Source organism: Virgibacillus necropolis (assembly GCF_002224365.1).
In the GTDB taxonomy this organism is placed as follows: domain Bacteria; phylum Bacillota; class Bacilli; order Bacillales; family Amphibacillaceae; genus Virgibacillus_F; species Virgibacillus_F necropolis.
On record NZ_CP022437.1, the window covers coordinates 3,096,388 to 3,121,387 of the forward strand.

A 25,000-nucleotide genomic window follows, 5' to 3' on the forward strand; every position below is an offset into this window, starting at 1 on the left:
TGCAAGTTAGTGTGGAAATTTATGTATATGGCTATAGCCTTAAATGGTATGATTCTAAAAAAGCTAATTAAAGTATTAAATAAACAATTGGTGTAACAATTAATAAAGTGAACACAGTTCTAACAAACCAAATAGCAATCATGTGACTTAGTTTAATTGGTATTTCAGTGGAAAGAATACATGGAATCAATGATGAGAAAAATAGAATAGCTGAAATGGAAAGAGAACCTATTATAAATCGAGTTTCTAAGCTTGTGTCCAAGACAACTAACGATGGAACAAACATATCAATTAAGTTAACAGTAGCCGCTTTTGCAGCCAGAAATGGCTCTGGTATTTGCAATAAAAGGGTTAACGGATAAAATATATACCCAACATAGTCAAAAATTGAGGTATGGTTGACTAAAATAAAGCCTAGTAAACCTACTGACATAATAGTTGGAAGGATCGCCATTGCCATTAACAAACCGTCTTTTAGGTTATCAAAAATATTCTTCCTTAGACTAGGAGCATTTTGAGCTGTTATCATTGCTTGTTGCCATGCATGTTTAATACGATTACCTTGAATTGTATCTTCTGGATATCCTTCTTTTGTATAATAATCATCGCTTATTTTATTTAATGGCCAAATTCTTACAGTAATAGCAGTGACAATAAATGTAACTAAAAACGTCACCCAGAAATATAAGTTCCATATGTGCATCAAATCCAGCGTCTTTGCGACAACAACCATAAATGTTGCTGAGACGGTTGAAAAACCTGTAGCGATAATTGTTGCCTCTCTTTTCGAATACTTTCCTTCTTTATAGACTCGGTTTGTAATCAATAGTCCGATTGAGTAGCTCCCAACAAATGAAGCAACAGCATCGATCGCTGACCGTCCCGGTGTTTTCCAAATCGGTCGCATTATCGGCTGCATGATAACCCCAATAAATTCTAGCAAGCCATAACCTACAAGTAAAGCTAAGAAAATGGCACCAATGGGCACAAGCAACCCAATTGGTATAAGCAATAAATTTAACCAGTATGGTCCCATGTTTTCAGCCATCAACCATCCAGGGCCCATTTCAAACATTACGAGAAAAGTTGCAACCGCTCCCAATACCTTAAAAACGGAGATAACAACCTCCACTTTATTTTTATTCCATGTTCTTTTGTAAAAGGGATATGCTGCTCCTAAAATAACAAGGAGCAACGCATAATAGGAAGCGCCAACACCGATTAATCCCCGTATCCAACTTATAAGATGGTCCAATGGTATTGAACTTTTACCATTTACTTCAATTGGTACAAAAAACATAAATATTCCAATAGAACTAAAAACAAAGAAGTTCAAAAAATGCCTCGGAGAAAGAGTAGATCTATTAATGTCACTTTGCACATAATTATCTTCAGGAATGTTAGACTTTTCAATTCCACTCATCTTAACAACCTCTTTCCATCTTAACTATGAGTCTTAAATAACAGTAAATTTTAAACCGTAAATAAAGAGAAATGCTTCCTAATAAATAATACTTTTATGAAATTGGGATTCCGGCTTCGTCATGAGCCAGAATCCTAAAACATTATTAGTTCTTTTAATGCGTTTCATACCAATCTTTTATAAGGCCTGCAGCATATCTGCCACCATTCATTAAGTTTTCTATGCTGATATGCTCATGAAAGGTATGAATATTTCGAAACCCATTGCCTAATGTAATACATTCAAGCCCATTTTCATTGAGAACGTTTGTATCAGCGCCCCCAAGTGTTTTAGTAGTATATTTATCAACGCCGATTTCATCTGCTGCGCTTAATGCTGTTTTTGCCAGATCATCTTCTTTTGGTACATTAAACCCTAAATATTTCTTCTCAAACCTCACTTTTGCGCTACCGTCATGTTGTTCTGCCGCTTTTTCAACAGCTGCTTTCATGTGTTCCAACTGATTATCTAAGCCCTCTTTTTCAAAACTACGTACTTCCCCGACTAATTCAACTTCACCTGGAATAATGGAAGACATTGTTCCACCTTTAATAACACCAATATTAGCTAACGTTTGGTCATCAATCTTACCAAGCTTCATATTTTTCAATGCGTCTGAAGCGATAAGGAATGCATTGATCCCTTCTTCTGGATTCAAACCGATATGAGAAGACCTTCCTTTTATATCGCAATAAATACGACTGCTATAAGGACCTTGCAAAATAATCTGACCTACATCCCCACTACTGTCAAAAATAAAGCCTTTTTTACTCTTTACTAATGAATAATCCAAATGGCTTGCTCCGACAAGTCCAGGTTGTTCATTAACCGTAAGAACTAATTCGATTGGTCCGCATGGGGTCCCGGATTCTTGAATAACTTTAATACCCTCCAGATAGGCAGCTAATGCAGCTCGATCGTCTGCCCCGAGTATCGTTGTGCCATCTGAATAAATAATTCCATCTTTTATAACTGGATCCAATCCTTCAGTCGGAAGTACCGTGTCCATATGTGTGGATAAAAATAAAGGTTCAGCATCTGAATCAGTACCTTCCCACCAGGCAATCAGATTACCGCAGTTCCCTCCAAACTCCTTATGAGCTTCATCAAACTGAATTGAAAAACCCAGTTCTTCCAGTTTTGGAATTAAAAATTCCGCCATTGGCTTTTCACTGCCACTAGGCGCATTGATTTTTGCCAATTCTAAAAAGCTGTCTAATAAGCGTTCTTCATTTATTTTTACTGTTGTTTTATTTTCACTTACCAATCTAATCCATCCTTTCCTTATCCATTTCTAGTGATGACTGTTTTTCCCCTTTTTATAACACGGTCGACAACGTTGCTACCAAGACGATAAATAACATGTTCATAGGAGGGGATATCCCAAATCTGGATATCTGCTAGCTTCCCTTTTTCAATGGAGCCACGGTCTTGATCCAATTCCAGTGATTTCGCACCATTAATAGTCGCCGCGCGTATCGCCTCTTCAGGTGACATCCCATATAATCTGCATGCCAGCACCATGACAAACTGCATTGACTCTGTCCAGTTACCTGGATTCAAATTTGTTGCAAGAGCCACTGTTAAGCCATTATCAATCATCGATCTTGCATCAAATGGTCGTTTATGTGCCACCGCAAAATCCAACGAAGGCATAAGAACTCCGATCACACCAGCATCTGCCATCTTCTTCATAACCTCAGGCGGAGTAAAATTAAGATGATCTGCTGAAACAACTTTCATTTCTGCTGCTAAATCTGATCCACCGATATAGGAGTAGGCATCCGTATGGACTTTAGACTTTAGGCCAGCTTTTTCACCAGCTTCAAGCATTCTACGCGTATCTTCCACGTCAAAGTGCGAGTCTTCTATCCAAACATCATGAAAAGTAGCAAGATTACGCTCTTTTACTTGGGGAATCATTTCCTCGATAATCTGATCGATATAATTTTCTTTTGTCATATCATCTGGCCATCCATGTGCACCAAGAAATGTATTCACAATATCCATCTCTGAGTTATTGTTTAATTCAGAGGCTACTTCTAAAATTTTCATCTCATCTTTTGTACTTAAACCATATCCACTTTTCACTTCAACAGTAGTGGTACCGGATTCCAACATACCTTTTATCTTTTTTTCAGTAGATTGATAGAGTTCTTGGTTACTTGCGTTTCTTGTCTTATTGACCGAGACCATCACGCCTGTTTCTATGCCTCTCCGTTTTAACTCTTCTGGATCTGAGGTAGTCATTTTCGCAGCATATTCTTCAACACGGGATCCGCCAAAAACGGTATGTGTATGACTATCCACAAATCCCGGTGCCACCACTTTACCAGTAGCATCAATTATTTCTGCCTGCTCAATATCAACATTTTGTGTGACATCTTCTTTTGAACCAACTGCAATTATCTTCTCACCGGATATCGCTATCCAGCCATCTATAATTTTTCCAATTGAATCAGCTTTATCACCTGTACAGGTTAAAACTTCATTTGCGTTCGTTATGACTAAGTCTGCTTTTTCTTTTTGATTAACCAATCGTTTTACCTCCTGTACGAAATTGCTAGACAAGTATTTTTAGGGAAAAGGGATATGCAACTGTGGCCATCCCCCTTCACCCTATTTTTATAATCTATTACTTTTGATCGTCTGGTCCGAAAGTAGCTGTAGGCGTCCACCAAAGTGGAATTTTGATACTTTCATCTGTAAGCTTCCCTTTCCCATTGGCAACATCTTTCGCACTTTCATAGCCTGCTTGCGCATGACGTACTACACCGATACCAGAGTCTACTGTCATACTAACTTCTAGGCGCATATTTGCCTCTTCCGTTCCATCAGCTATCATCGTTACCCCTGTGTGAACTGCTTCACCCATTGAATAGTTTGCTTGCAGGGCAATCAAATCACACATACCAACAGCATTAAGCAAGCCATTCAGTACAGGCCAATCAGAAATCAAATCACCGCCATCAGGCATGTTTTCCGATTCAAACGTCGGATTTACGATCGACCCCGAATCAAGGTTGTCACGTGAGAATGCAACAGGTCCTTTTAAATCGCCTCGCTTAACCATTTCGTTAACTTCAAGAGCAAATTCTTTCCGTTGACCGAAGCCTAAATAACAAATACGGGCAGGTAATCCTTCAATCGGAATGTGCTCCTTAGCTAAATTAATCCATCTAGTGACAAGTAAATCGTCTTTGAACTTTTCAAGAACCATATTGTCAATTTTCTCTAAATCGGAAGGATCACCAGACATGCATATCCAACGGAATGGTCCACGGCCTTCACAGAAAAGTGGTCTGATATATTCAGCGACAAAACCTGGAATTTTCATTGCTTCATCTTCTGGCATCCCACCGTCGCGACACTCCTTACGTAAGCTTGTGCCGTATTCAAAAGCATGTACACCATCATCAAAGAATTTATTCGTTACTCGCAATTCACGGATCATTGTTTCTTGTGCTTTTTGCAAATAAAGTTGACGATCTCTTTTACGCAATTCGTCCGCCTCTTCCACCGTAAAACCAGCAGGCAAGTAGGAAATCGGATCATGGGCTGGTGTCATGGAAGTAAGAATATCTGGTTTAAATCCTTTTTCGTATGCTTCCTCGAAAATGTCAGCAGCGTTCCCAACTACGCCAATTCCGATAGCCGTACCTTCTGTCGCATTCTTCTCAGCCAATGCAATTGCCTCATCAAGCGAGTCTGCAAGGACATCGATATAACCAACTTTCATACGACGCTCGATAATTTCAACATTTGAATCACAAAGAATTGCAACACCATTATGCATTGCCATAGCTCTTGTTTGGTTTCCACCCATTCCCCCTGCACCAGCAGTCAACATTATTTTCCCAACAAGCGAATCATTGTAATGTTTGCGTGCAATCGCAGAAAGTGTTTCAAACGTTCCTTGGATAACACCTTGTGTACCAATGTATTCCCAAGGGGCAGCAGTGTATTGAGCAAAAATTGTTAAGTTTTTATCCTGTAAATCATAGAATGTTTCCCATGTAGGTTTCATAATGTTGGTTGTTGCCATTACTACTTTTGGTGCATATTTATGTGTTTTAAAAACAGCAACTGGCATACCCGACTGAACGACCAATGTTTCATCTTCTTCCAATTCTTTTAACGATTTTACGATTGCGTGGTAAGACTCCCAGTTACGTGCAGCTTTTCCAATACCGCCATAAACAACAAGTTCTTCAGGTTTTTCAGCATTCTCCATGTTATTTTCAAGCATTCTGAGAATTGTTTCTTGTCTCCAACCTTTACAACGCAATTCACTTCCGCGTTGCGCTTTTACAGAGTATAGAATTTCTGGCTTCTGTTGTGTGTTTTGTTCAACCATTTTATATTTCCTCCTTGTAAATAAAACTCTTTTATTTTTGAAGCAAGTTTTTTAGATTGCGAAAAAAGCGCTTACATATAATTCATGATGAATGTTTATGTAGTAATGGTAAAAGGATCTTAACGAAATCATCACCTCGCAAAAGATTATTTCAAGTTTGAAATTCTGAATTTATCTACTTTCAATAATAGTGTAATTAATATAAACTATAAATACCAATACATAGTTTAAATAGTTCTATAGCTTGAAACTATAGGAGAGGGGATTAGCCTTGGAATTACAGCATTTACAACATTTATATTACTTTGTAACCGTAATTGATCATTCAACATTTACTGCTGCAGCTGAAAAAGTGCATATTTCCCAACCATCATTAAGTACTTCTATTAAAAAGTTGGAAAAAGAGCTTGGTTTTACTCTATTAGATAGAAGTAAAAGAGAATTAAAATTAACCAAGGAAGGAAAAATTCTATATCAGGAGGCTAAAAAGCTTTTGATTCATTTTGACCATGTTTCAGATGAAATGAATCGATTAAAAAAAGAAGGACCATTAGAATTATCCGTAGGTATCATAGAGTCATCCAAATTTTGGGTTCCTAAAGTTCTGACAAAATTTACAGGAGAGTATGCAGACGTCTATATCCGATTATTGGATGTTCTTAGTTTTAAAGATGTCGAAAATGCCCTAAAAAATTTTGACATTCACCTAGCAATAACAAATCAATATATTAATAATGACAGCATTAAAACAATTCCACTATATGACGAACGATTGGTTGCTCTACTGCCACCGTCACACCCATTAAAATATAAGAGTTTTATAACCATTCAAGATTTAAAGAATGAAAAACTTATTATCTCAAAGGAAGGGTTTCAAACACGAGAGGATATTTTAAATGCCTTTAGAAAAGGAGGAATAAAACCAAATATTCATTTTGAAATTGGAAGATTTGAAACAGCATGCGACCTTGTGGAGGAAGGATTGGGGGTCACGGTAGCACCTGAAAACTACGTAAAGCATATGGGGAGAACCAATTTTCATTTTAAACGAATTCACGATTCAAATATATCAAGGACAGTATATTTAGCCTTTGATACAAATCGCTATTTGCCACCACTAGTTGACCAATTTATATTGTTAGTGAAAACGTATTTTAATAAGTAGTTTTTATCGATTGGCATCCTGATACGAATAGAACTATATGCTTTTCAATACTTATCCTCTAAACACAACACTGTTATTTAGAGGATAAGTTTTCCTTCTTAACCTTTATCACTAAAAAAACTAATTTCCGCCCTAACTTCCTCACCAATCTCAAGAATCCCATACGAATAATAAGGCAACTTCCGCTTATCGGTTGGGGATCCCGGGTTCATTAATAGTATATTTTTAAAGTACCGTATCATTGGAATGTGCGAGTGGCCAAAAATGATAACGTCGACTTCTTGTCCTTCGAAAGCTTCCAATGCACGCTTTTCTGTTGTTTTTTTCTCACCATGTCCATGGACAATTCCAATTTTATATCCATTCACTTCTACTATTTGTTGTGCGGGAAATTGTTCTTTTATATCATCTGAATCAACATTTCCATAGACACCTTTAACTTCGGCATAATTGGAAAGCGTTTTGTAAACCTCCACCGATTTCCAATCACCTGCGTGAATAATAAGGTCAGCTGTTTTACATGCCGCAATTAAGTTAGTTGGCAGTTGCTTACTTTTATCCGATATATGAGTGTCTGCTGTTACGAGGATTTCCACCAGTAACAACCTTTCTTTTCGTATCATTATCTCACGTTACAATCAATTATACTTTATTACTTAACTACTTTCTTTCCCTTTCCCCTAGAATATCCTTGATCATTTCAATATGAAACGCTGCCCATGCCTTTTCTTTAAAATGAAAAATGACACTGATTGTTAAAAGAATGAGGTATAGAGAAATAAAAATCGCCCAAAGTAAACTGCCATCTTTAAATATAACGTCTTGAATTTTTCCTGAAATTAAAAATAAAAGCCAGGGAATCGAAGTGATGAAGATTGGAATAATACCCATTCCGTTTCGTTCTTTAATCATTCGATAATGGACTAATTGAAGAGTTTTGCTGTCAAGGGATTCATAGAAGGATTTGATTTCAGCTGTCTCTTTAAGTTCCTTATTGGAATGGATTTCTTTTTGTCCTTTTAATGTGAGAAATAACTTATGCGCATCTCCGCGAAAAGAAAACATGCCGTCCCCCCTTTTGATTTATAATGTCAATTGTTTACTTCATATGGGAGATACATACATTCATTTACGTGGTTTTAGGACAAGAAACCTGACCCCACGACCCACAAACTTTGTCATCTCCCTATATAAGGTTTAGAATATCCTTGAAAGGAGTTTATCCATGCACACTAACTACAATCTACCAGAAAATATAATTGAAATTTTAAATACAAACCAAAGAGAAAATGATGACACATATCAGGAATTGATTCGACAAGGCGGCTATGTCCCCCCACATATGGATCTATTAATCGATGCAATTTCAGCACTAAGCATGGGCAAAAATGTTTTACTGAAAGGTCCTACAGGTGCTGGAAAGACTAAGTTTGCTGAAACACTATCCAATTTGTTCCACCAACCAATGTTCAGTGTCAACTGCTCCGTGGATTTGGATGCGGAAAGCTTAATGGGCTTTAAAACGTTAACATATGAAGCAGACAAACAACAGATTGAATTTGTACCAGGTCCCGTCACGAGTGCGATGAACGGTGGAACCTTTCTTTATATTGATGAAATAAATATGGCCAAGCCGGAAACATTGCCACTCATTAACGGCGTGCTTGACTACCGAAGGACGATCACCAATCCTTTTACAAACGAAATTATTACAGCAAAAGATGGTTTTAATGTTATTGCTGCAATCAACGAAGGCTATGTTGGTACAGTCCCATTGAATGAGGCACTGAAAAATCGTTTTATTGTTATTGATGTTCCGTATATTGAAGGGGAACAATTGAAGGAATTGATCCAAACGAATACAAGGTTAACAAACAAATCAACAATCGATTTATTTGTCACCTTGTCCAGTGACCTCATTCGCGCTGTTTCACAAGGCAAACTATCCGAAGATGCTGCATCCATTCGCGCATTGCTCGACGCTTGTGATCTGAGTGTCATCATCCCGCCGAAACGGGCAATTCTACGGTCAATCGTCGATAAACTGGAAGAAGGGCGAGAACGCGAATTTGTTAAAAATCTAGCAGATACCCTTTTTTAGGGGGGGAATCGAGCTTGGGGCTTGTCTCCCGAGTTTGGGCAGCTGTCTCCCGAGTGCGGCCGGATGTCTCCCGAGTTAGTGCAGCTGTCTCCCGAGTTTGGGCGGCTGTCTCCCGAGTTGGGGTAGCTGCCTCCCGAGTACGGCCGGATGTCTCCCGAGTTTGGGCCGCTGTCTCCCGAATACGAGTGGCTGTCTCCCGAGTGCGTGTGGCTGTCTCCCGAGTTTGGGTGGCTTGCAGCAAACTAGACAAAAAGACCGCACCTAGATTAGAAAGGAGGAGAAATCCAATGAAATATAACCGCTGGGATGATTCCAAGGTAGATACGAATCTTTTTCTGCAGTTACAAGACTTATCCACTATATTGTCGAATAAGCAGGATTTAAAATTCGAATACACATATGGGTCATTTATTGATCTCATCGATGAAAAGGTGACAGGTAGCCATTTCTGGGATGTGGTGAATGAAACGATTAAGGAGTCTGGGTATAAAACAGATGTGTTTTTGCGTACAATTGGGACTTTGCATTATTCACATCTTCCCTCTATGAAAGCCTATTTAGAAGAAACAAAAGAATCAGCCCTACCGAAATTTGCTGCTCAACTTATTACGTTACTGGAAGATTTACGCCTGGAAGAAATCATAGTAAAAGATAGACCAGGTACGAAAAAAGACTTTGCTATCCGGAAAAAGTACCTAAAGCACTATTTTGAGACCCGATTATCTTCAAACGTGACAAAAAGCTACTCACTCGATGAATTGTTTTGTCTCATCTATCTGTTACTACAATCAGATCAGCCAGATCCAACTTTTCCGAGAGTGAATGAGCAGCAGCTAAGCCATTTGGAAAAATTAAAACCGCTCATTTATGCCTCTTTTGAAGCAAAAGGCACGGATGACATTACTAAAATTACTGAACAAATCGTATTTCAATTAGAGAAACATTATCAGGACATGATAAATAATTATTTTACATTCCCAATTTCACACATAGAAAGTTATGCCATGAACACATTATTTGATGAATTAACGCGGACAGATGATCTCGAAAACGATGACGAAGAAGAAGTGGATCAGGAGAAAAATGAGTACATTGACGAAAAATTCTCCTCATGGCACAGGGAGAATCAAAACAGTGACAGGAAGCAAACCTTTCTGCAATTTGAGTTAGAAGTTGGCACGAAGACAAACATCATGGGCGGCGGAACGAGAGAAACCGAAGATGCTGATCAAGCCATGGGAACCATTCAAGGAGCTTCAGGACAAAGTGAGAAAAATGACTATTCGGAAGTCGAGTCACTAGAGAAACAAGGGACAACCCAAGGAAAACAAACAACTGAACCTGTCTATGGAGAGGAAAATAAAGATGCAGTTGCGATCACAAAGAAAGCTACGTCACCGTCAATAGAAGATGAACGGACTTACCAGAACGTTGTCAGTTCGATCGAAATCTACAAACGAAAGCTTGCATCCACAATTGAAAAAGTATTGGAACACAAAAAGAATGATGCGCGGAGAGATTTAATCATTGGTCGGCTATCCAAAAAGTTGCTGCCCGTTATTATCGACGAAAACCCAAGGGTATTTTATAAGAAAAACCAGGAATCAAAAAATATCGATGCCGTTTTCACCCTACTCGTGGACTGTTCCGCTTCCATGCATAATAAAATAAATGAAACCAAACGAGGCATTGTACTGTTTCATGAAGTGTTAAATCAGCTAAAGATCCCCCACTCCATTGTCGGTTTTTGGGAGGATGCAAATGACGCGCAGGATAACTATCAGCCAAATTATTTTCACGTTATCCATTCCCACACGGATTCCCTTTATCAAAACGCGGGGGCCAAAATCATGCAGCTCGAGCCAGAGGAAGATAACCGAGATGGCTTCAGCATACGTATCATGACAAAGCAGTTAGCAGCCAGAAGAGAAAAGCACAAATTCCTGCTCGTATTTTCAGACGGTGAACCAGCTGCTATGAATTATGATCAAAATGGCATTATCGATACGAACGTCGCTGTATCAGAAGCGCGCAAAAAAGGAATTGATGTCATTGGGATGTTTTTAGCAGATGGAGAAATCGACGAAAGAGAAGATCTAACGATGAAAAATATTTATGGGAAAGAACGTGTAATGATTCCAAGTGTTGCCGAGCTACCTGAGCATTTCGCGCCACTTTTGAAGAAATTGTTGTTGCGGACGATTTAGTTTTGAAATTCATGCTTTTCTCGCTCTACCTTGCCTATTTGCTCACTTAAAAAGGAGCTGCCAATTACATGCGTGAATAATTAGAACAGCTAGTTTACATTCTTTACAAGACAGGGCAATAGTTGCTTACCTTTATCTGTATAAGAGAATCTGTTGTTACGAAGACTTTTCACGTCCAACTTCTTTCTACCAATTATTACCACAAACAATCATATAGTAAAACAAAAAAGCCGTAATCCTATAGCACATCCGTAACTACGTAGAGACTTCAAACGGGTAAAAGTAAGAACCCGACAAAATTAAAATCCACCTTGTATAAGATGGATTAATACGCTAGTAATATTTTTACATTTTAGTCAATTTAATTACTCATTTTTTCGGTTTTTTTAAACATGTGAATTTTGTTCTTTAGTAATTCAACTAACATATTTTGTAACTCGTTTTAAATTTTTGCTTCTCAAGTTATTAAAAAGGTGAATGAACGTTCATATAAATACTTTGTTTTTGATATAACAATGATTGACGTTAAAACTTTTGAAGCTACTTTCAAGTACATAGAACTCACAAAAACTATTCTCTCAAAAAAATACTAAATATACTATATTTCCATATCAACTTCAGTAGTAGATAGTTGATATATCTTGTTTTTCAAATCCTCAATATTCACTTCTTTCATTGCAACCTTTGTCTTCATTGCTGCTTGTGCTACTGCAACTGCTACTTCCTGTACAACACGGTAATCAAAAGGTGACGGAATAATATAGTCTTCATTAAGCCCATGTTCTGGAATCAATGAAGCAATTGCATAAGCTGCTGCCAGTTTCATTTCTTCATTAATAACGGTAGAACGTGTATCCAGTGCCCCTCGAAATACACCCGGAAATGCTAAGATGTTATTTACTTGATTTGGATAATCAGAGCGACCTGTTCCAACAATCCTAGCCCCAGCCAATTTTGCTTCATCTGGTGTAATCTCTGGCACCGGATTTGCCATTGCAAAAATAATGGGGTCACGATTCATCTTATATATCATCTCTTTGGTAAGAGTATCAGGGGCCGATACACCAATAAATACATCAGCTCCTTCTATCACTTCTGACAATGTTCCATGCTTTTGATTTTGGTTTGTGTACAATGCTATTTCTGCCTTAATTTCATTCATCCCATTTGGTCGACCATGATAAATGGCTCCTTTGGAATCGCAAATGATTAATTCCTTTACCTTAAGTCGGTTTAATAACTTTCCAACTGCAATTCCCGCCGCCCCAGCACCATTAATTACTACTTTTATATTAGATAAATTCTTTTCTGTTAATTTTAGGGCATTAATTAAACCTGCTAGTATAACAATTGCCGTGCCATGTTGATCATCATGAAAAACTGGAATTTCAAGCTCATCCCTTAATCTTTGTTCAATGATAAAACAATTGGGGGCTTTGATATCCTCTAAATTAATACCGCCAAAGGATGATTGAAGTAATTTTACAGTTTCTATCAACTTTTCACTATCCTTCGTATTAATGCAGATTGGTATAGCATCTACTCCCGCAAAACTTTTAAATAGAATCGCCTTCCCTTCCATTACTGGTAAGGAAGCATCTGTACCAATATTCCCTAACCCGAGTACAGCAGTACCATCTGTAACAACTGCTATAGTATTTGCTTTCATTGTATATTCATATAACTTTTCCTTATCTTTATAAATCTCCATACATGGTTCAGCTACACCTGGAGAATACAGAAGGCTTAATTTCTCCATACTATCTACTTTCACTTTTGACCTTGTTTCAAGTTTTCCTTGATATGCACGATGAATGTGTAGTGCCTCTTCCCGTAATTTTCCCATCCTGATTCACTTCCTAACTAATTATATTTTTAAATAATAAAAACATCTATTTTAATCAGCTATTCTGCTGCTTTTTGTTTATAAAAGTAAATGGAACTTAAAATTAGCTTATTCTCTAGAGTAAACCGGCTATTTTATGTTAGAAGTTCATGTTTCAAACGTAAAAATGCTTGCGGAGATCCTATAAGAAACATTTATACTTAAGGAAAAGCTGTAAATAAAAACATACTGTAAAACATAGACTAAATGCAATAATCATAAATAACCATCGGGTGGTTGTTCAAATGAAATCATAAAGAAATGGGCTATTCAACACGTTAGTCATATTTAATATGTTAAACAATCTATGTTTTTTCATTAATAGGATGCTATGTTATAGTTTTCCAGTTAATTATTTTATTAATATTTATAAAATTTAGATATTTAAGATTCTGTCTAAACAAAAACAACCATCCTTATAGCCTCTTAATTCCGATTTAGTAATTCTTCCCCAGCAATACCGGGGTGGGTCATTTCATAAGGGTCTAAAATAATTTCTAGTTCTTCCTCTGATAAAACATCGTATTTCAGACATAAATCACGTATTGGCTCTCCAGTTAGGATGGCCTCTCTTGCTATACGCGTAACTACTTCATAACCTAGATGTGGATTAACTGCTGTAATCAGCCCTACACTTTTTTCAACATCCTTTTCAAGTTTATCTTTATTTGCTTCAATTCCATCAAGGCACCGATCAGTAAATACACGAAAGGAATTGTTCATAATAGTAATAGATTGTAGCAGATTAAAAACTAGTATTGGTTCCATGACATTTAATTCAAATTGTCCAGCCTCAGAAGCCAAGCATATTGTATTATCATTTCCAATAACTTGAAAAGCCACCTGATTTAGTAGTTCAGGCATTACAGGATTTACCTTACCAGGCATTATCGAGGATCCAGGCTGAAGAGCAGGTAACTTGATTTCATTAAATCCAACACCTGGTCCAGAAGCCATTAATCTCAAATCATTCGCTATTTTTGACATGTTCATCATACATACCTTTAAAGCTGCCGAAACCTCCGTGTAGGCATCAGTATTTTGGGTAGCATCAACAAGATGCTGAGCATTCACCAATGGAAAACCACTAATATCTGCTAAGTAGCTAACTACATTTTTTATATATTTTGGATTTGCATTTAAACCTGTTCCAACCGCTGTTGCCCCCATATTCACCTCATGCAGGTGTCCTACTGTTTTTTCAACCCTCTGAATATCTCGTTCTAATACTCTACTATAAGCTTCAAATTCCTGGCCCAGACGGATTGGGACTGCATCCTGAAGATGAGTACGACCCATCTTAATAACAGGTTCAAATTCTTTGGCTTTTCTCACGAATGTTTTGTACATTCTCCGCATAGTTTCCAGTAATTTTTCTAGCAAAGATAGAGTAGCGATATGAATAGCAGTCGGAAATGAGTCGTTGGTTGATTGTGCCATGTTTACAATAGAATTGGGACTAAAGTGAACGTAATCCCCCTTTTTTTCACCTAGTAATTCAAGCCCACGATTGGCAATAACTTCATTCATATTCATATTTATAGATGTCCCTGCTCCACCTTGGACAGGATCAACTAAAAATTGTTCATGCCACTTTCCATCTATTATTTCATCAGCAACTTTCACTATAATTACACCTAAACCACTATAAAGCCGTTTCACTTCCATATTAGCAAGAGCTGATGCTTTTTTTACCATTGCCATCGCAATTATCAATTCTCCATGAATTTTATAACCAGTTATGGGGAAATTTTCAACCGCGCGTAAGGTTTGTATCCCGTAATAAGCTTCACATGGCACCTCTTTAGTACCTAAAAAGTCTTTTTCTAGACGTACTTTAGCATTTTTCATTTTGCCCTCCAAGCCTTTATTTAATCGCCATATAAATAAACCCTACATTATTCTCTATTTTAATCTCGGTTCCAAACCTGGATGATAGTTTTTTCAGTCGTTGTAGAACTGCGTCATTTTCAGAAATCTTCGGCCACCCTTTGTTGTACCTTGGCTGTTTAAACCCTAAATCAGTGGGTTTCAACTCAATTTTTTCTACTTTTTGATCCTTCCAATGAATCTTTGCTACAATCGATTCCCAAACTAAAGGATTTACACCCAATCCCTTTGTGCCGTTATCACTTCTTTTATCTAGTCCGTCAGCTATATTGGCAAGCTCATCTAAATCGTATTTCGTAAAAAATTCTTGCGGTAAATGAGTCACTGTATCATTTTGAAAAATGAAATTACCCAAGCTGTAAAAAATAGGCTTATTTTTATAAATCTCAATTCCTCGAATGACGTGTGGTCCGTGACCAAGAACACAACTTGCCCCTGAATCAATGCAGGACTTGGCGGCTTCTTCAAAAAAATCAGCCGGTTCATTTTTGTCTATTCCATTCATTTCATGGGAATGTAAGCTTACTATTACAAAGTCTGCTTGCCTATTTGCTTCTCTAATTGACCGAGTGATACGATTTATATCCTCTGGTAATGGTGAGCGTTTTTGATATGTTTCAGTCGCAATTTTGAATTTTTTTCCGGCAAATAAAAAAGTATCGCTATTCTCTACTGTTGAGAAACCCTCTTTTACATTAAGTTCTTCATTAGCATCTATATGTGTATCGTGGGAAATTTCTTTTAGTGTTTCCCATTGAGATTTGGTAATATAATATATTTCTTCGTAGCGTAAGGGATTAACCCCTGGTCTTCCTTGAATATAACGGTTTGTTTCACCTGCAATCCATGATTTATGGAATGTGGAAGTGGCTCCAATTAAAGCAACCCGACCATTCAACGTCTCGAGATAGCGAGGTTCAGCAGCAGATGATAACGTTCTTCCTGCGCCCGCATGAATTAAATGTCGCTTTTCTAATTCTTCTTCCGTGGCAAACAGGCCTCCATACAAGTAATCCAGCGTGTGATTATTAGCCCAATTATACAGGTTAAATCCATAATGTTTAAGGTCATCTAGTACCTTTGGATTTGACATCGCCCAAGTTCCGCCACTAAATGCAGAAGGAAACCCTTCACCTTTATGTGCAGTCGTCTCTAGATTCGTAAACCTCACATCGGCGGACTCCATCCATTTCTTCAATTCAATTGCGTTAGGATCATTCTTGGGAAGACGACGGGTTATAAAACTATCTCCTGTCGCAACTATCTTCATTTTCAGATACCTACCTTTTAGCTTTATTTTTCTAACCCTTACCTTAAGTCAAAGCCCTGACGTTTGATAAAACCAGTTAATTTCTCTCTTCTTTTGTTGGAGAAGTATAAGCACATCTGTGCTCCCCAGCCATCTGTTTTTTTTCCCTTTGTTCTTTCTCTATAATATCTCTCTGTAATTTTCTCATACTTATCTAAATTAGATTCAAGATCTTCAAGTCTATAATACTCTTCATGGTAAACGGCAGGCGTCACTAATCTCGGTTTTTGCCGTGGATGTTGATCGGGATAACCAATACACATTCCTACAATTGGCAATGTCCACTTCGGTAGTTTTAATAGCTTAGCAACTTCTTCCGCTTCATTACGGATACCACCTATCATTACCCCGCCTAATCCATAAGACCGCGCTGCCAACAGAAAGTTTTCAGCAACCAACGCTGTGTCAATCGCACCAATTAATAAGTTCTCTGTTTCCTGGACTTCAAAATCAAATTTATGTTTTTTGCACAAATAGGCATGTCTATAAAAGTCCATAATAAAAACAAAAAAAACTGGACATTGTTTAACATATACCTGGTTTCCACATAGTTCCGCCAATTTTTCTTTAGTATGTTTGTTTCGAATACATATGATACTGTACGATTGAACATTATGCGACGAAGGAGCCCACTTGGCATGTTCAATTAGATCATTAATAATTAGTTGTGGCACCTCTTTGTTTAGAAAACGCCGAATCGACCGATGACTTTTAATTAAATCTCTAAGCGGTTTTCCATTCACGTTTGAACCACGTCTTTTTGGTTTGGAGTTATCAGATGTCCGTACCCTTTTTCCCCAACAATTTCACCATCTAACATGATAGTACTACCCCTAACAATCGTTCGGACTGGCATCCCTCTTACATTAAACCCATCAAAAGCCGTCACTTTACTTTTACTTTGAAGATTCTCACGCTTTATTATTGTTTCTTTTTCTAAATCAACTATCGTTATATCTGCATCTGTTCCTACTTGCAATGAACCTTTTTCTGGAAAAACACCGAACAACTTAGCGGGTTTCTCTGAAAGGAGTCTTACCACGTCATTTATAGATAGCTTCCCGTCATTTACAGCATTAAGCATTAACGGAGCCATTGACTCTACGCCGCACATACCAGCTGGAATTGACCATAAATCACCATCTTTTTCGTTTTCTGTATGTGGAGCATGGTCGGAACAGATATGAGAAATGGTACCATCCGATATACCCTTCCAAATACGATCTTGATCCTGTTTATACTTAACAGGGGGATAAACTTTCATTTTTGGCCCTATAATTTCGTAATCTTCATTGGATAAAAATAAATAATGTGGACAAGTTTCGACCGTTACCGGATATCCGCTTGCTTGTGTTTCTCGAACAATATTTACTGCCTCTCCAGTACTCACATGTAATATATGAAATCGAACGCCGGTTTCTTTCATCATTTCGATTCCTTTTCTTACAGTGAGAACTTCTGCTAAATTAGGACGTCCTTCTAGCAAGTCTTCGTACGTATGTCCCCCGCGCTTTTCTACACTACCAGTAAGCTTTTGAATGAGGTCATTGCTTTCTGCATGCACTGCAAAGATTTTTCCTGTTTTCGCTACTTCATCCATCATTTCATACACATCACCATCATCAAACGGAGCAATAACGTTTTCCATACCCGGCTTATAGTTGTACATTAATTGAAATGTCTCTTGATGGACCGCATATCCCCAAAAAAACTTGAAGCCAATAACACCTTTTTGGTTAAGGTCCTTAATATCAGCAATGTTTAACGGGCCTAAACAAATCCCCCATAATCCAAAATCCACATAAGCTTTTTTCTCCAAATTCTCTTTCTGAAGGTCGAAGTTTCCAGAGTTATTTACAGGAGGGGTTGTGTTAGGCATCTCGAATACAGTAGATACACCACCAGCTGCGGCTGCTCGTGTAGAATGCGCAAAATCCTCTTTGTAGGTTGGGCCTGGATCTCTAGAGTGTATATGCGTATCTATCAATCCCGGCAAAATATACTTACCCTGTGCATTGATTACTTCGGTTGTGCTACCAGCTAAATCATTTTCAGATATAGCAGCAATTTTTCCTCCTTTAACGTAAATATTACCTTTGTATAGCCCGTTACTGCTAACGAGTGTTCCATTAACTATCTTCAAGTCCCAATTCATGGTAAACTCCTCCTATTACTATATTTCTACACTTCCTACTAAATCATTTATATTATTTATTTGATGGGCATCCATATAAGTGTGAATTTCTGTTATTATGTCGGTAATGGCAGTTGGATTAATAAAACTAGCCGTTCCTATTTGAACTGCTTTTGCGCCTGCGATTATCATTTCTAACGCGTCCTTACCGGACATAACTCCCCCACAGCCTATTATTGGGATAGAACAAACTTTTGCCACCTGGTAAATCATACGAACAATAATTGGTTTAATTGCAGGACCAGAAAGACCGCCCATAACATTACCGATTAATGGTTTCCTTGTCTCCACATCAATCGCCATGGCGAGTAATGTATTAGCGACAGTTAATCCATCTGCACCACCGCGCTCTGCAGCAATAGCTATCTCTTGGATACTAGTGACATTGGGGGTAAGCTTTGCTATTACTGGAACATTCGCGACTCGCTTTGACTTGGAAATTAAGTCCTCAGTAATGTAGGGATCCATGCCAAACGCTTTTCCATCTCCTTTTAAATTAGGACAGGAGATATTTAATTCAAGAGCATCTATATTCGGGTGGTTTCCTAATATGGAGGACATTTCAACAAATTCCTCGACAGATTCGGCTGATACGCTAGCAATTAATGGAACGTTATAACGAGCAAAAGCAGGAACGGAAACTTCAAGGTAGTGATCAAGACCTTTACTCTGAATACCAATAGAATTAATCATCCCAGCTATTGTTTCACACACGCGTGGCTTTACGTTTCCAGGTTGAGATAATTTCGTAATACTTTTAGGGACTAACGCTCCCAATTGATTAAAGTCGATCGCTTTCTCCATTTCTAAACCAAATGCACCAGAGGCCGGCATAATCGGATTTTTAAGCGACAAGCTTCCAATATTCACTTCCGTTTTTAGTTGTGTTTTCATTACAAGAGCACCTTTCTTAATGGAAAGACTGGGCCTTCTATACATACCCGTACAGATTTCACTATACCTTCTTCTTTAATATCACTTACACAAGCAAAGCATGCTCCCATAGCGCATCCCATATGCTCTTCCAATGCGATCTCACCAGGAATATCATAAGTTTCTGCTACTTCTTGGGCCAGTCTTGAAAGCCTTTTTGACCCGCATGTATAGATATTATCAATTTTAAATTTTTCAAAAATTTCATTTACAATTAAACCTTTAACATTTTCCACCGCACTTGTTCCTTCTTCTTCTGTAACACTATAAACGTCAGCACCGAATCCTTTTAAAAAATCAGCTGCAAGAAGATCCTCATTTGTACGGGCGGATAAAATCACGACACAGTGTGTTCCTTGAAAATAGGCTGCTTGCGCAAGCGCAGCTAATGTTGCCACGCCTACTCCACGTGCAACGAGCAAAATAGTTCTTGCTGTTGATTCTAAATGAAAACCTTCTCCTAACGGCCCCATTATATCAATCGTTTCATTTTCTTCTATAAAGCTCATTTCCTTTGTTCCTAACCCTTTTACTAAATATAGAAACTCTATCGTATTGTCATTAACCTTATATACGCTCAATGGGCGACGAAGAAAAGGAGATTGATTATCAGAACATCGAATATGAAAAAACTGACCCGGATCGACAGGAGAATTCAATTTTGTGGTATCTATAATCATATGCCAATATCTTTTACTCACCTGACGGTTTAAAAGCACTACAGCCTGATAACTTTTCATTGTTTGACCCCCCTTTCTTTAGTAACCGCTAGTCTAGTTACCACTCTTTCTAAAACGTCCACTCCTGTAACCAAGTCATCTATATCCGAGTATTCCTCAGGATTATGGCTAATTCCTTTATATGATGGAATGAACAATAAACCGGTTGGACAAAGATTAGCCATATTCATTGCATCGTGACCAGCTCCACTTGGAATTAATAACGCCTCTACTTTTATATCTTCACAAGCCCACTTTAATTGTTCTTGAATCTCTTTATCCAAATGAACAGGCTCCTCTTTGCTGATTGTTTCCATTTTTATTTCTATATCTTTACACCTTTGTATAGATTTGCACTGATACTCAATTTCTGTGATAACCCGCTGTTTTGAATTGTTATCTAGTCCTCTAATATCTACTTTTAACTGGACCATTCCAGGTACGACGTTCATGGCCCCTGGTGACACATCGAAAACGCCAACTGTTGCTACTGTTTTATATTTCTTTTCCTTTTTAGCGGCCTTTTCAATTTCTAGAACCAGCTGTGCAGCGGCAACTAATGCATCTTTTCGCATTTCCATTGAAGTTGTACCTGAATGAGCAGCCCTACCTAGCACAACTACATTTAATCTGGTTGGGGAAGCGATTCCAGTGACAATAGCAATTTTTTTGTTACTTTGTTCTAATTCAAGTCCTTGTTCAATATGGAGCTCAATAAATGCCCTATATTCATTTTTTTCTTTTTTAGCATTAAGGAAACTTTGTTTATCAAGTCCCGCACTCTTTATTGCATCTGTGAATTTAATTCCCATTTTATCTTTAAGCTTTTCCATCTCTTCCTTAGTCATTTTACCAACCATTGCTTTGCTTCCTATTGTAGACATTCCGAATCGTGAAGACTCTTCAGCCGCAAAACAAATAAGTTCAATAGGGTTTTCAGAAATTGCATCCTTTTCATTCAATCGGCGAATGAGTTCGAGTCCTGCAACTACCCCCGCTGTTCCATCAAACTTTCCTCCTGTGTAAACCGTATCCAAATGAGATCCTACTGCTACCGCAGGTGCGTTTGGTAACCTTCCAGCTCTCCTGGCAATGACATTCCCAGCCTCATCGATTCGAACGTTCATTTTTTCCTGCGAACACAATTCAATTAAAAGTTCATGAGCGCGTTTTTCTTCTTTTGTATAAGCAAGTCTTTGAATGCCTTGTTCAGTGGGGCCGATAACATTGAATTGATCAAGTGTATTTTGAATCCTTTCTTTAGATGTATCCATCTTACTTCCACCTCTATCTAATTCTGTTTTGTTATCTTCTATTCTCCCAAAGAGCACAGCACAAATCTTTATCCGAAAAGACATTAATATTAAATGATTTTCATCTAAATCGATAATCACTTTCGGTAAATTTAAGAATTTTCAATCCTATCTGTAAAACTAGCTTTTCTTCCGATTTATGCAAGTCAAGCCCCGTCAATAATTTAATGCGTTCTAACCGGTATTTCATTGTATTTACATGAATAAAAAGGGCTTTAGCAGATTGAGATAAAGATTCATTATTATTGAAATAGGTAGTTAAAGTTTGAATTAGTTCAAGATCATGATTTTGATCATATTTAATTAATTCACCGATTGACTCCTCATAAAATTTCTTTATTTCTACTGTATTATTGATTTCGGAAAGAAGACGGTAAAAGCCTAAATCTTCATAGTAAATAACATATTTTTCATTAAAAATAGAGCGCCCTATTGTTACCGCTTGTTTTGCCTGTTTAAATCCTTCTCTAATTTCAGTTATATCGTTAGCTGGCCTTCCTACCCCAATATATAAATCTTTAGGGATACTTTTTATCAACTCGTTGTATATGGTTTGAATATCCCTTTTTGTCCGTTTTTTATTTTTATCCTTAGTTGGGTAAAGTAGATAAAGACCATTTTGAACCGCTCCAATGATTGCTTTGTTATCGAGTTGAGCACAAATAACCTCTAATTGGTTTACGTAATTAACGATTGATGTTATTCCTTTCTTTCCTAAATTAAATTGGATAGAAAGGAATACATAGGCTTGTTCTTGGTCAAATCCATAAAGTCTCCCTTTTTCCGCCATAGACTCTTCATTCTGAATTTGCGAAAAAAGTAAGTCCCTAAAAAAATCACTTTTGTATTGCTGCTCTAATTCATAAGTTGCCTTCTTTCTCATAAATTCAAGGGATAATATTGTGGAAGATCTCTCCATAACAGCTAAATCCACCTCTAAATATTCCTTCTTGACACCAATACTAGTAACCGTTCCATACAATTGCCCTTCCATAATTATAGGAGCTATAATACATTCTAGAGGGCTACTATCGTAAACCCTGTATCTAGTTATCCTTACTGGGCGCTGAATTATCTCCAGTTCACTCCTTTGAGCAGGAGTAAGTGGTTCTAATGGGTTTTCTGATGTAAGCGTATTAAGATAGGACACAAAACTCTCAATAAGAATATCGTTTTTCAACAAATGTGAGAGCGTGTCTGTAAACTGAATGACATCCCACTTATTTAATTTGAACTCATCTAAGAGCTGATACGCTTGTTCAAGGTCTTCTTGTAATACTACCTTGTCATCAAAAATCACATTCGTAACTGGCGAAAGAATATCTAAATAACTTACATCTTCTGGAATCTCTATTATAGGAAATTGATATTTTTCTGCTTCCTTTAAGATAACTCCTGGAATTTGTTCAATGAATCGATGTGTTTTAATTGCTAGTGCAGTAGTGCCCTTATCATACAGTTCCTTAACCAAATTGTTCATTGCATGTTCATCATCTTTTATTGGATATAGACTGGTTAATAATAATTCTTCTCCCTTTAACCAATACACGATATCCGGCACTTCCATGATTGTTACATAATTAATCAATTTGTCTAATCCCTGTTCACCAGCAATTACCTTACACTTTTGTAATCCGCCTATATTTAATGCTTTTCGTAACGTAATAGCCATATAAATCCCACCAATTTACTCAAGTAAGTGCACTAAAAATAATGATACCTCGGGAATGTAGGTTATAATCAATAATCCAACAATATTCACTGCAAAGAATTTCATTAATCCTGGCAGCATTTCTACCATATTTATTTTTGTAATCGTTTGTGTAACAAATATATTGATACCAAATGGAGGAGTATACATACCAATTGCCAAGTTAGCAATAACAATTACTCCTAAGTGTACAGGGTCTATCCCCATTGATATTGCAGTTGGATAAATTAGCGGAGCCAAAATCGTTATAGCTGCAACTCCTTCCATAAACATACCTAATACTAGTAAAACAATATTTATGAGCAATAGAAACGTAACTGCAGAATCAATGTTTGCAGTAATAAAAGTTGCAATTTGCTGCGGTACTCCTCCCCTAGTAAGAATCCATCCTAGGACTTGGGCTGCCGCAACAAGCACTAAAACTTGCGCAGTAGTAATAGCAGAATCCAACAATGTTTGATAAAAGCTTTTCCAATTCATTTCTTTGTAGATAACTACACTGACAAATAACGCATATATAGCTGAAACCCCTGCAGCCTCTGTAGGAGTAAAAATACCTCCATAGATGCCGCCAAGAATAATAACAGGTATCAATAGCGCCCAGAGTGCACTTCTAGTAGAGGTTACCACCTCTTTAAAAGAAGCCCTTTTGTCTTTGGGGAGTTTGTTCTTTTTTGCATAAAAATAGATATAAACAATCGATGAAAGCCCATATATTGCTCCAGCTCCAATTCCAGCAATAAATAGGCTCCCCACGGACACACCTGTTACAGAGCCAAAGATGATCAGGGTAATACTTGGTGGAATAATAAGCGATACTGCACCAGCTGAAGCTAGTAAACCCGATGAAAAAGCTTTATCGTATTTTTTTCTTACTAGCTCAGGATACATTATTTTTCCGATTGCAATTACAGTCGCTGGACTAGATCCCGATAAAGCTCCAAAAAACATACTAGAGACTTGTGTTGTCATAGCTACACCACCTGTAATGTGCCCTACTATGGAACTAGACCAACGAAGGATTCTCTTCGAAAGGCCTCCCACGTCCATAATATTAGCTGCCAAAATAAAAAATGGTAAAGCCATTAGAGCAAATTGGTCTATTCCCCCAAATAACCCCTGAATTAAAATCATCGGTTGAATATCACTCATTAGCAGAACGGCTAAGAAAGATGAGAGTCCCAAAGCGACAAATATAGGGGTAGTTGCAAAAAGTAAGATTAACAATAACACTAATAAAAAAGTAACCATAGTATCCCCCTATTCCTCCAGTTTTTCTGGAAACGTTTGTTTGTTTTGAAAAATTTCAATCAAATTAAAGATAAGATGTAAAACCGATAATGCCGATCCTATCGGGATTGCTAAGTATATATAAAAGATTGGGACCTGAAGGGATGGAGTTATTTGCCCTGTACCTTTAGTAAATATAACCATATCAATACCATACTTAATCAGAAGTAACATAAAGGCTATGGAAATTAAGTTTACAAAAATCTGTAAACCCTTCTTTGCTTTTCCTTTAAGTAAATCCATTAAAAAGTCTACACCTAGGTGCAACCCTTTTCGAAAACATACACCTGCACCAATAAAGGTAATCCATATCATTACATAGCGAATAAATTCTTGTGCCCAAGTAGTGTTAGCAGCAAAACCGTAGCGTAGGACAATATTGACAAAAAGCAATACGGTTACAAATAATAGCCCTAGGGCTATTACTGCTTCCTCAATTTTAATTAGCCTTTTCATGATTTCTC

The 25,000-nt window shown here is 37.5% G+C and carries 20 protein-coding genes; 3 read left to right on the plus strand and 17 right to left on the minus strand.

Annotation, left to right across the window (positions count from 1 at the left end):
• Positions 1 to 67: 67 nt before the first annotated feature.
• The 4 genes from CFK40_RS14730 to CFK40_RS14745 form a co-directional block, all read right to left on the minus strand.
• Complete coding sequence (locus CFK40_RS14730; RefSeq protein ID WP_089533107.1) at positions 68 to 1,423, minus strand: YjiH family protein; 1,356 nt, start codon at positions 1,421 to 1,423, stop codon at positions 68 to 70.
• Positions 1,424 to 1,577: 154 nt separating this feature from the next.
• Positions 1,578 to 2,729, minus strand: a complete 1,152-nt coding sequence (locus CFK40_RS14735; protein ID WP_089533109.1) for a M20/M25/M40 family metallo-hydrolase — start codon at positions 2,727 to 2,729, stop codon at positions 1,578 to 1,580.
• A 17-nt stretch (positions 2,730 to 2,746) separates the two neighbouring features.
• The gene (gene hutI / locus CFK40_RS14740) at positions 2,747 to 4,000 is read right to left on the minus strand and encodes an imidazolonepropionase (RefSeq protein ID WP_089533111.1); all 1,254 of its coding nucleotides are present in this window, start codon (positions 3,998 to 4,000) and stop codon (positions 2,747 to 2,749) included.
• Between the two features lie 97 nt (positions 4,001 to 4,097).
• Positions 4,098 to 5,819, minus strand: coding sequence for an N-tau-methylurocanate hydratase (locus tag CFK40_RS14745; protein ID WP_089533113.1), 1,722 nt, complete (start codon positions 5,817 to 5,819; stop codon positions 4,098 to 4,100).
• Positions 5,820 to 6,090: 271 nt separating this feature from the next.
• Between CFK40_RS14745 and CFK40_RS14750 the strand changes: the two genes are divergently transcribed.
• The gene (locus tag CFK40_RS14750) at positions 6,091 to 6,984 is read left to right on the plus strand and encodes a LysR family transcriptional regulator (RefSeq protein WP_089533115.1); all 894 of its coding nucleotides are present in this window, start codon (positions 6,091 to 6,093) and stop codon (positions 6,982 to 6,984) included.
• A gap of 98 nt (positions 6,985 to 7,082) precedes the next feature.
• On the opposite strand, the gene CFK40_RS14755 is transcribed toward CFK40_RS14750, so the two are convergent.
• Both CFK40_RS14755 and CFK40_RS14760 read right to left on the minus strand, forming a co-directional pair.
• Positions 7,083 to 7,580 (minus strand): metallophosphoesterase family protein, encoded by a 498-nt coding sequence (locus CFK40_RS14755; protein WP_089533117.1) that lies wholly within the window; start codon positions 7,578 to 7,580, stop codon positions 7,083 to 7,085.
• 64 nt (positions 7,581 to 7,644) lie between these two features.
• The gene (locus CFK40_RS14760; protein ID WP_089533119.1) at positions 7,645 to 8,049 is read right to left on the minus strand and encodes a hypothetical protein; all 405 of its coding nucleotides are present in this window, start codon (positions 8,047 to 8,049) and stop codon (positions 7,645 to 7,647) included.
• A 160-nt stretch (positions 8,050 to 8,209) separates the two neighbouring features.
• Here CFK40_RS14760 and CFK40_RS14765 point away from each other — a divergent pair, with 160 nt between their 5' ends.
• Complete coding sequence (locus CFK40_RS14765; protein WP_089533121.1) at positions 8,210 to 9,085, plus strand: ATP-binding protein; 876 nt, start codon at positions 8,210 to 8,212, stop codon at positions 9,083 to 9,085.
• Between the two features lie 287 nt (positions 9,086 to 9,372).
• On the plus strand, positions 9,373 to 11,292 hold the full coding sequence (locus CFK40_RS14775; RefSeq protein WP_089533125.1) for a vWA domain-containing protein: 1,920 nt from the start codon (positions 9,373 to 9,375) through the stop codon (positions 11,290 to 11,292).
• A 598-nt stretch (positions 11,293 to 11,890) separates the two neighbouring features.
• Here CFK40_RS14775 and CFK40_RS14780 read toward each other — a convergent pair.
• The 11 genes from CFK40_RS14780 to CFK40_RS14830 form a co-directional block, all read right to left on the minus strand.
• Positions 11,891 to 13,138, minus strand: coding sequence for an NAD(P)-dependent malic enzyme (locus tag CFK40_RS14780; protein ID WP_089533126.1), 1,248 nt, complete (start codon positions 13,136 to 13,138; stop codon positions 11,891 to 11,893).
• A gap of 465 nt (positions 13,139 to 13,603) precedes the next feature.
• Positions 13,604 to 15,028, minus strand: coding sequence for an aspartate ammonia-lyase (gene aspA, locus CFK40_RS14785; RefSeq protein WP_089533128.1), 1,425 nt, complete (start codon positions 15,026 to 15,028; stop codon positions 13,604 to 13,606).
• 16 nt (positions 15,029 to 15,044) lie between these two features.
• Positions 15,045 to 16,337, minus strand: coding sequence for a CapA family protein (locus CFK40_RS14790; protein WP_089533129.1), 1,293 nt, complete (start codon positions 16,335 to 16,337; stop codon positions 15,045 to 15,047).
• Positions 16,338 to 16,375: 38 nt separating this feature from the next.
• The gene (gene nfsA / locus CFK40_RS14795) at positions 16,376 to 17,119 is read right to left on the minus strand and encodes an oxygen-insensitive NADPH nitroreductase (protein WP_089533131.1); all 744 of its coding nucleotides are present in this window, start codon (positions 17,117 to 17,119) and stop codon (positions 16,376 to 16,378) included.
• The gene (gene allB / locus CFK40_RS14800) at positions 17,116 to 18,531 is read right to left on the minus strand and encodes an allantoinase AllB (RefSeq protein WP_089533132.1); all 1,416 of its coding nucleotides are present in this window, start codon (positions 18,529 to 18,531) and stop codon (positions 17,116 to 17,118) included. Before allB ends, nfsA begins: the two co-directional genes overlap by 4 nt.
• 18 nt (positions 18,532 to 18,549) lie before the next feature.
• Complete coding sequence (locus CFK40_RS14805; RefSeq protein ID WP_089533133.1) at positions 18,550 to 19,464, minus strand: dihydroorotate dehydrogenase; 915 nt, start codon at positions 19,462 to 19,464, stop codon at positions 18,550 to 18,552.
• Positions 19,464 to 20,243 (minus strand): iron-sulfur cluster-binding protein, encoded by a 780-nt coding sequence (locus CFK40_RS14810; RefSeq protein WP_089533135.1) that lies wholly within the window; start codon positions 20,241 to 20,243, stop codon positions 19,464 to 19,466. The genes CFK40_RS14805 and CFK40_RS14810 overlap by 1 nt, the downstream gene beginning before the upstream one ends.
• Positions 20,240 to 21,496: a M20 family metallo-hydrolase gene (locus CFK40_RS14815; RefSeq protein ID WP_089533137.1), complete on the minus strand. Its 1,257-nt coding sequence runs from the start codon at positions 21,494 to 21,496 to the stop codon at positions 20,240 to 20,242. The genes CFK40_RS14810 and CFK40_RS14815 overlap by 4 nt, the downstream gene beginning before the upstream one ends.
• A 100-nt stretch (positions 21,497 to 21,596) precedes the next feature.
• The gene (locus CFK40_RS14820; protein ID WP_089533139.1) at positions 21,597 to 23,207 is read right to left on the minus strand and encodes a PucR family transcriptional regulator; all 1,611 of its coding nucleotides are present in this window, start codon (positions 23,205 to 23,207) and stop codon (positions 21,597 to 21,599) included.
• Between the two features lie 15 nt (positions 23,208 to 23,222).
• Positions 23,223 to 24,497 carry a TRAP transporter large permease gene (locus CFK40_RS14825; RefSeq protein WP_089533141.1) on the minus strand — a complete coding sequence of 425 codons (1,275 nt, stop codon included), beginning with the start codon at positions 24,495 to 24,497 and terminating at the stop codon, positions 23,223 to 23,225.
• Between the two features lie 9 nt (positions 24,498 to 24,506).
• Positions 24,507 to 24,992: a TRAP transporter small permease gene (locus CFK40_RS14830; protein ID WP_089533142.1), complete on the minus strand. Its 486-nt coding sequence runs from the start codon at positions 24,990 to 24,992 to the stop codon at positions 24,507 to 24,509.
• Positions 24,993 to 25,000: the final 8 nt, after the last annotated feature.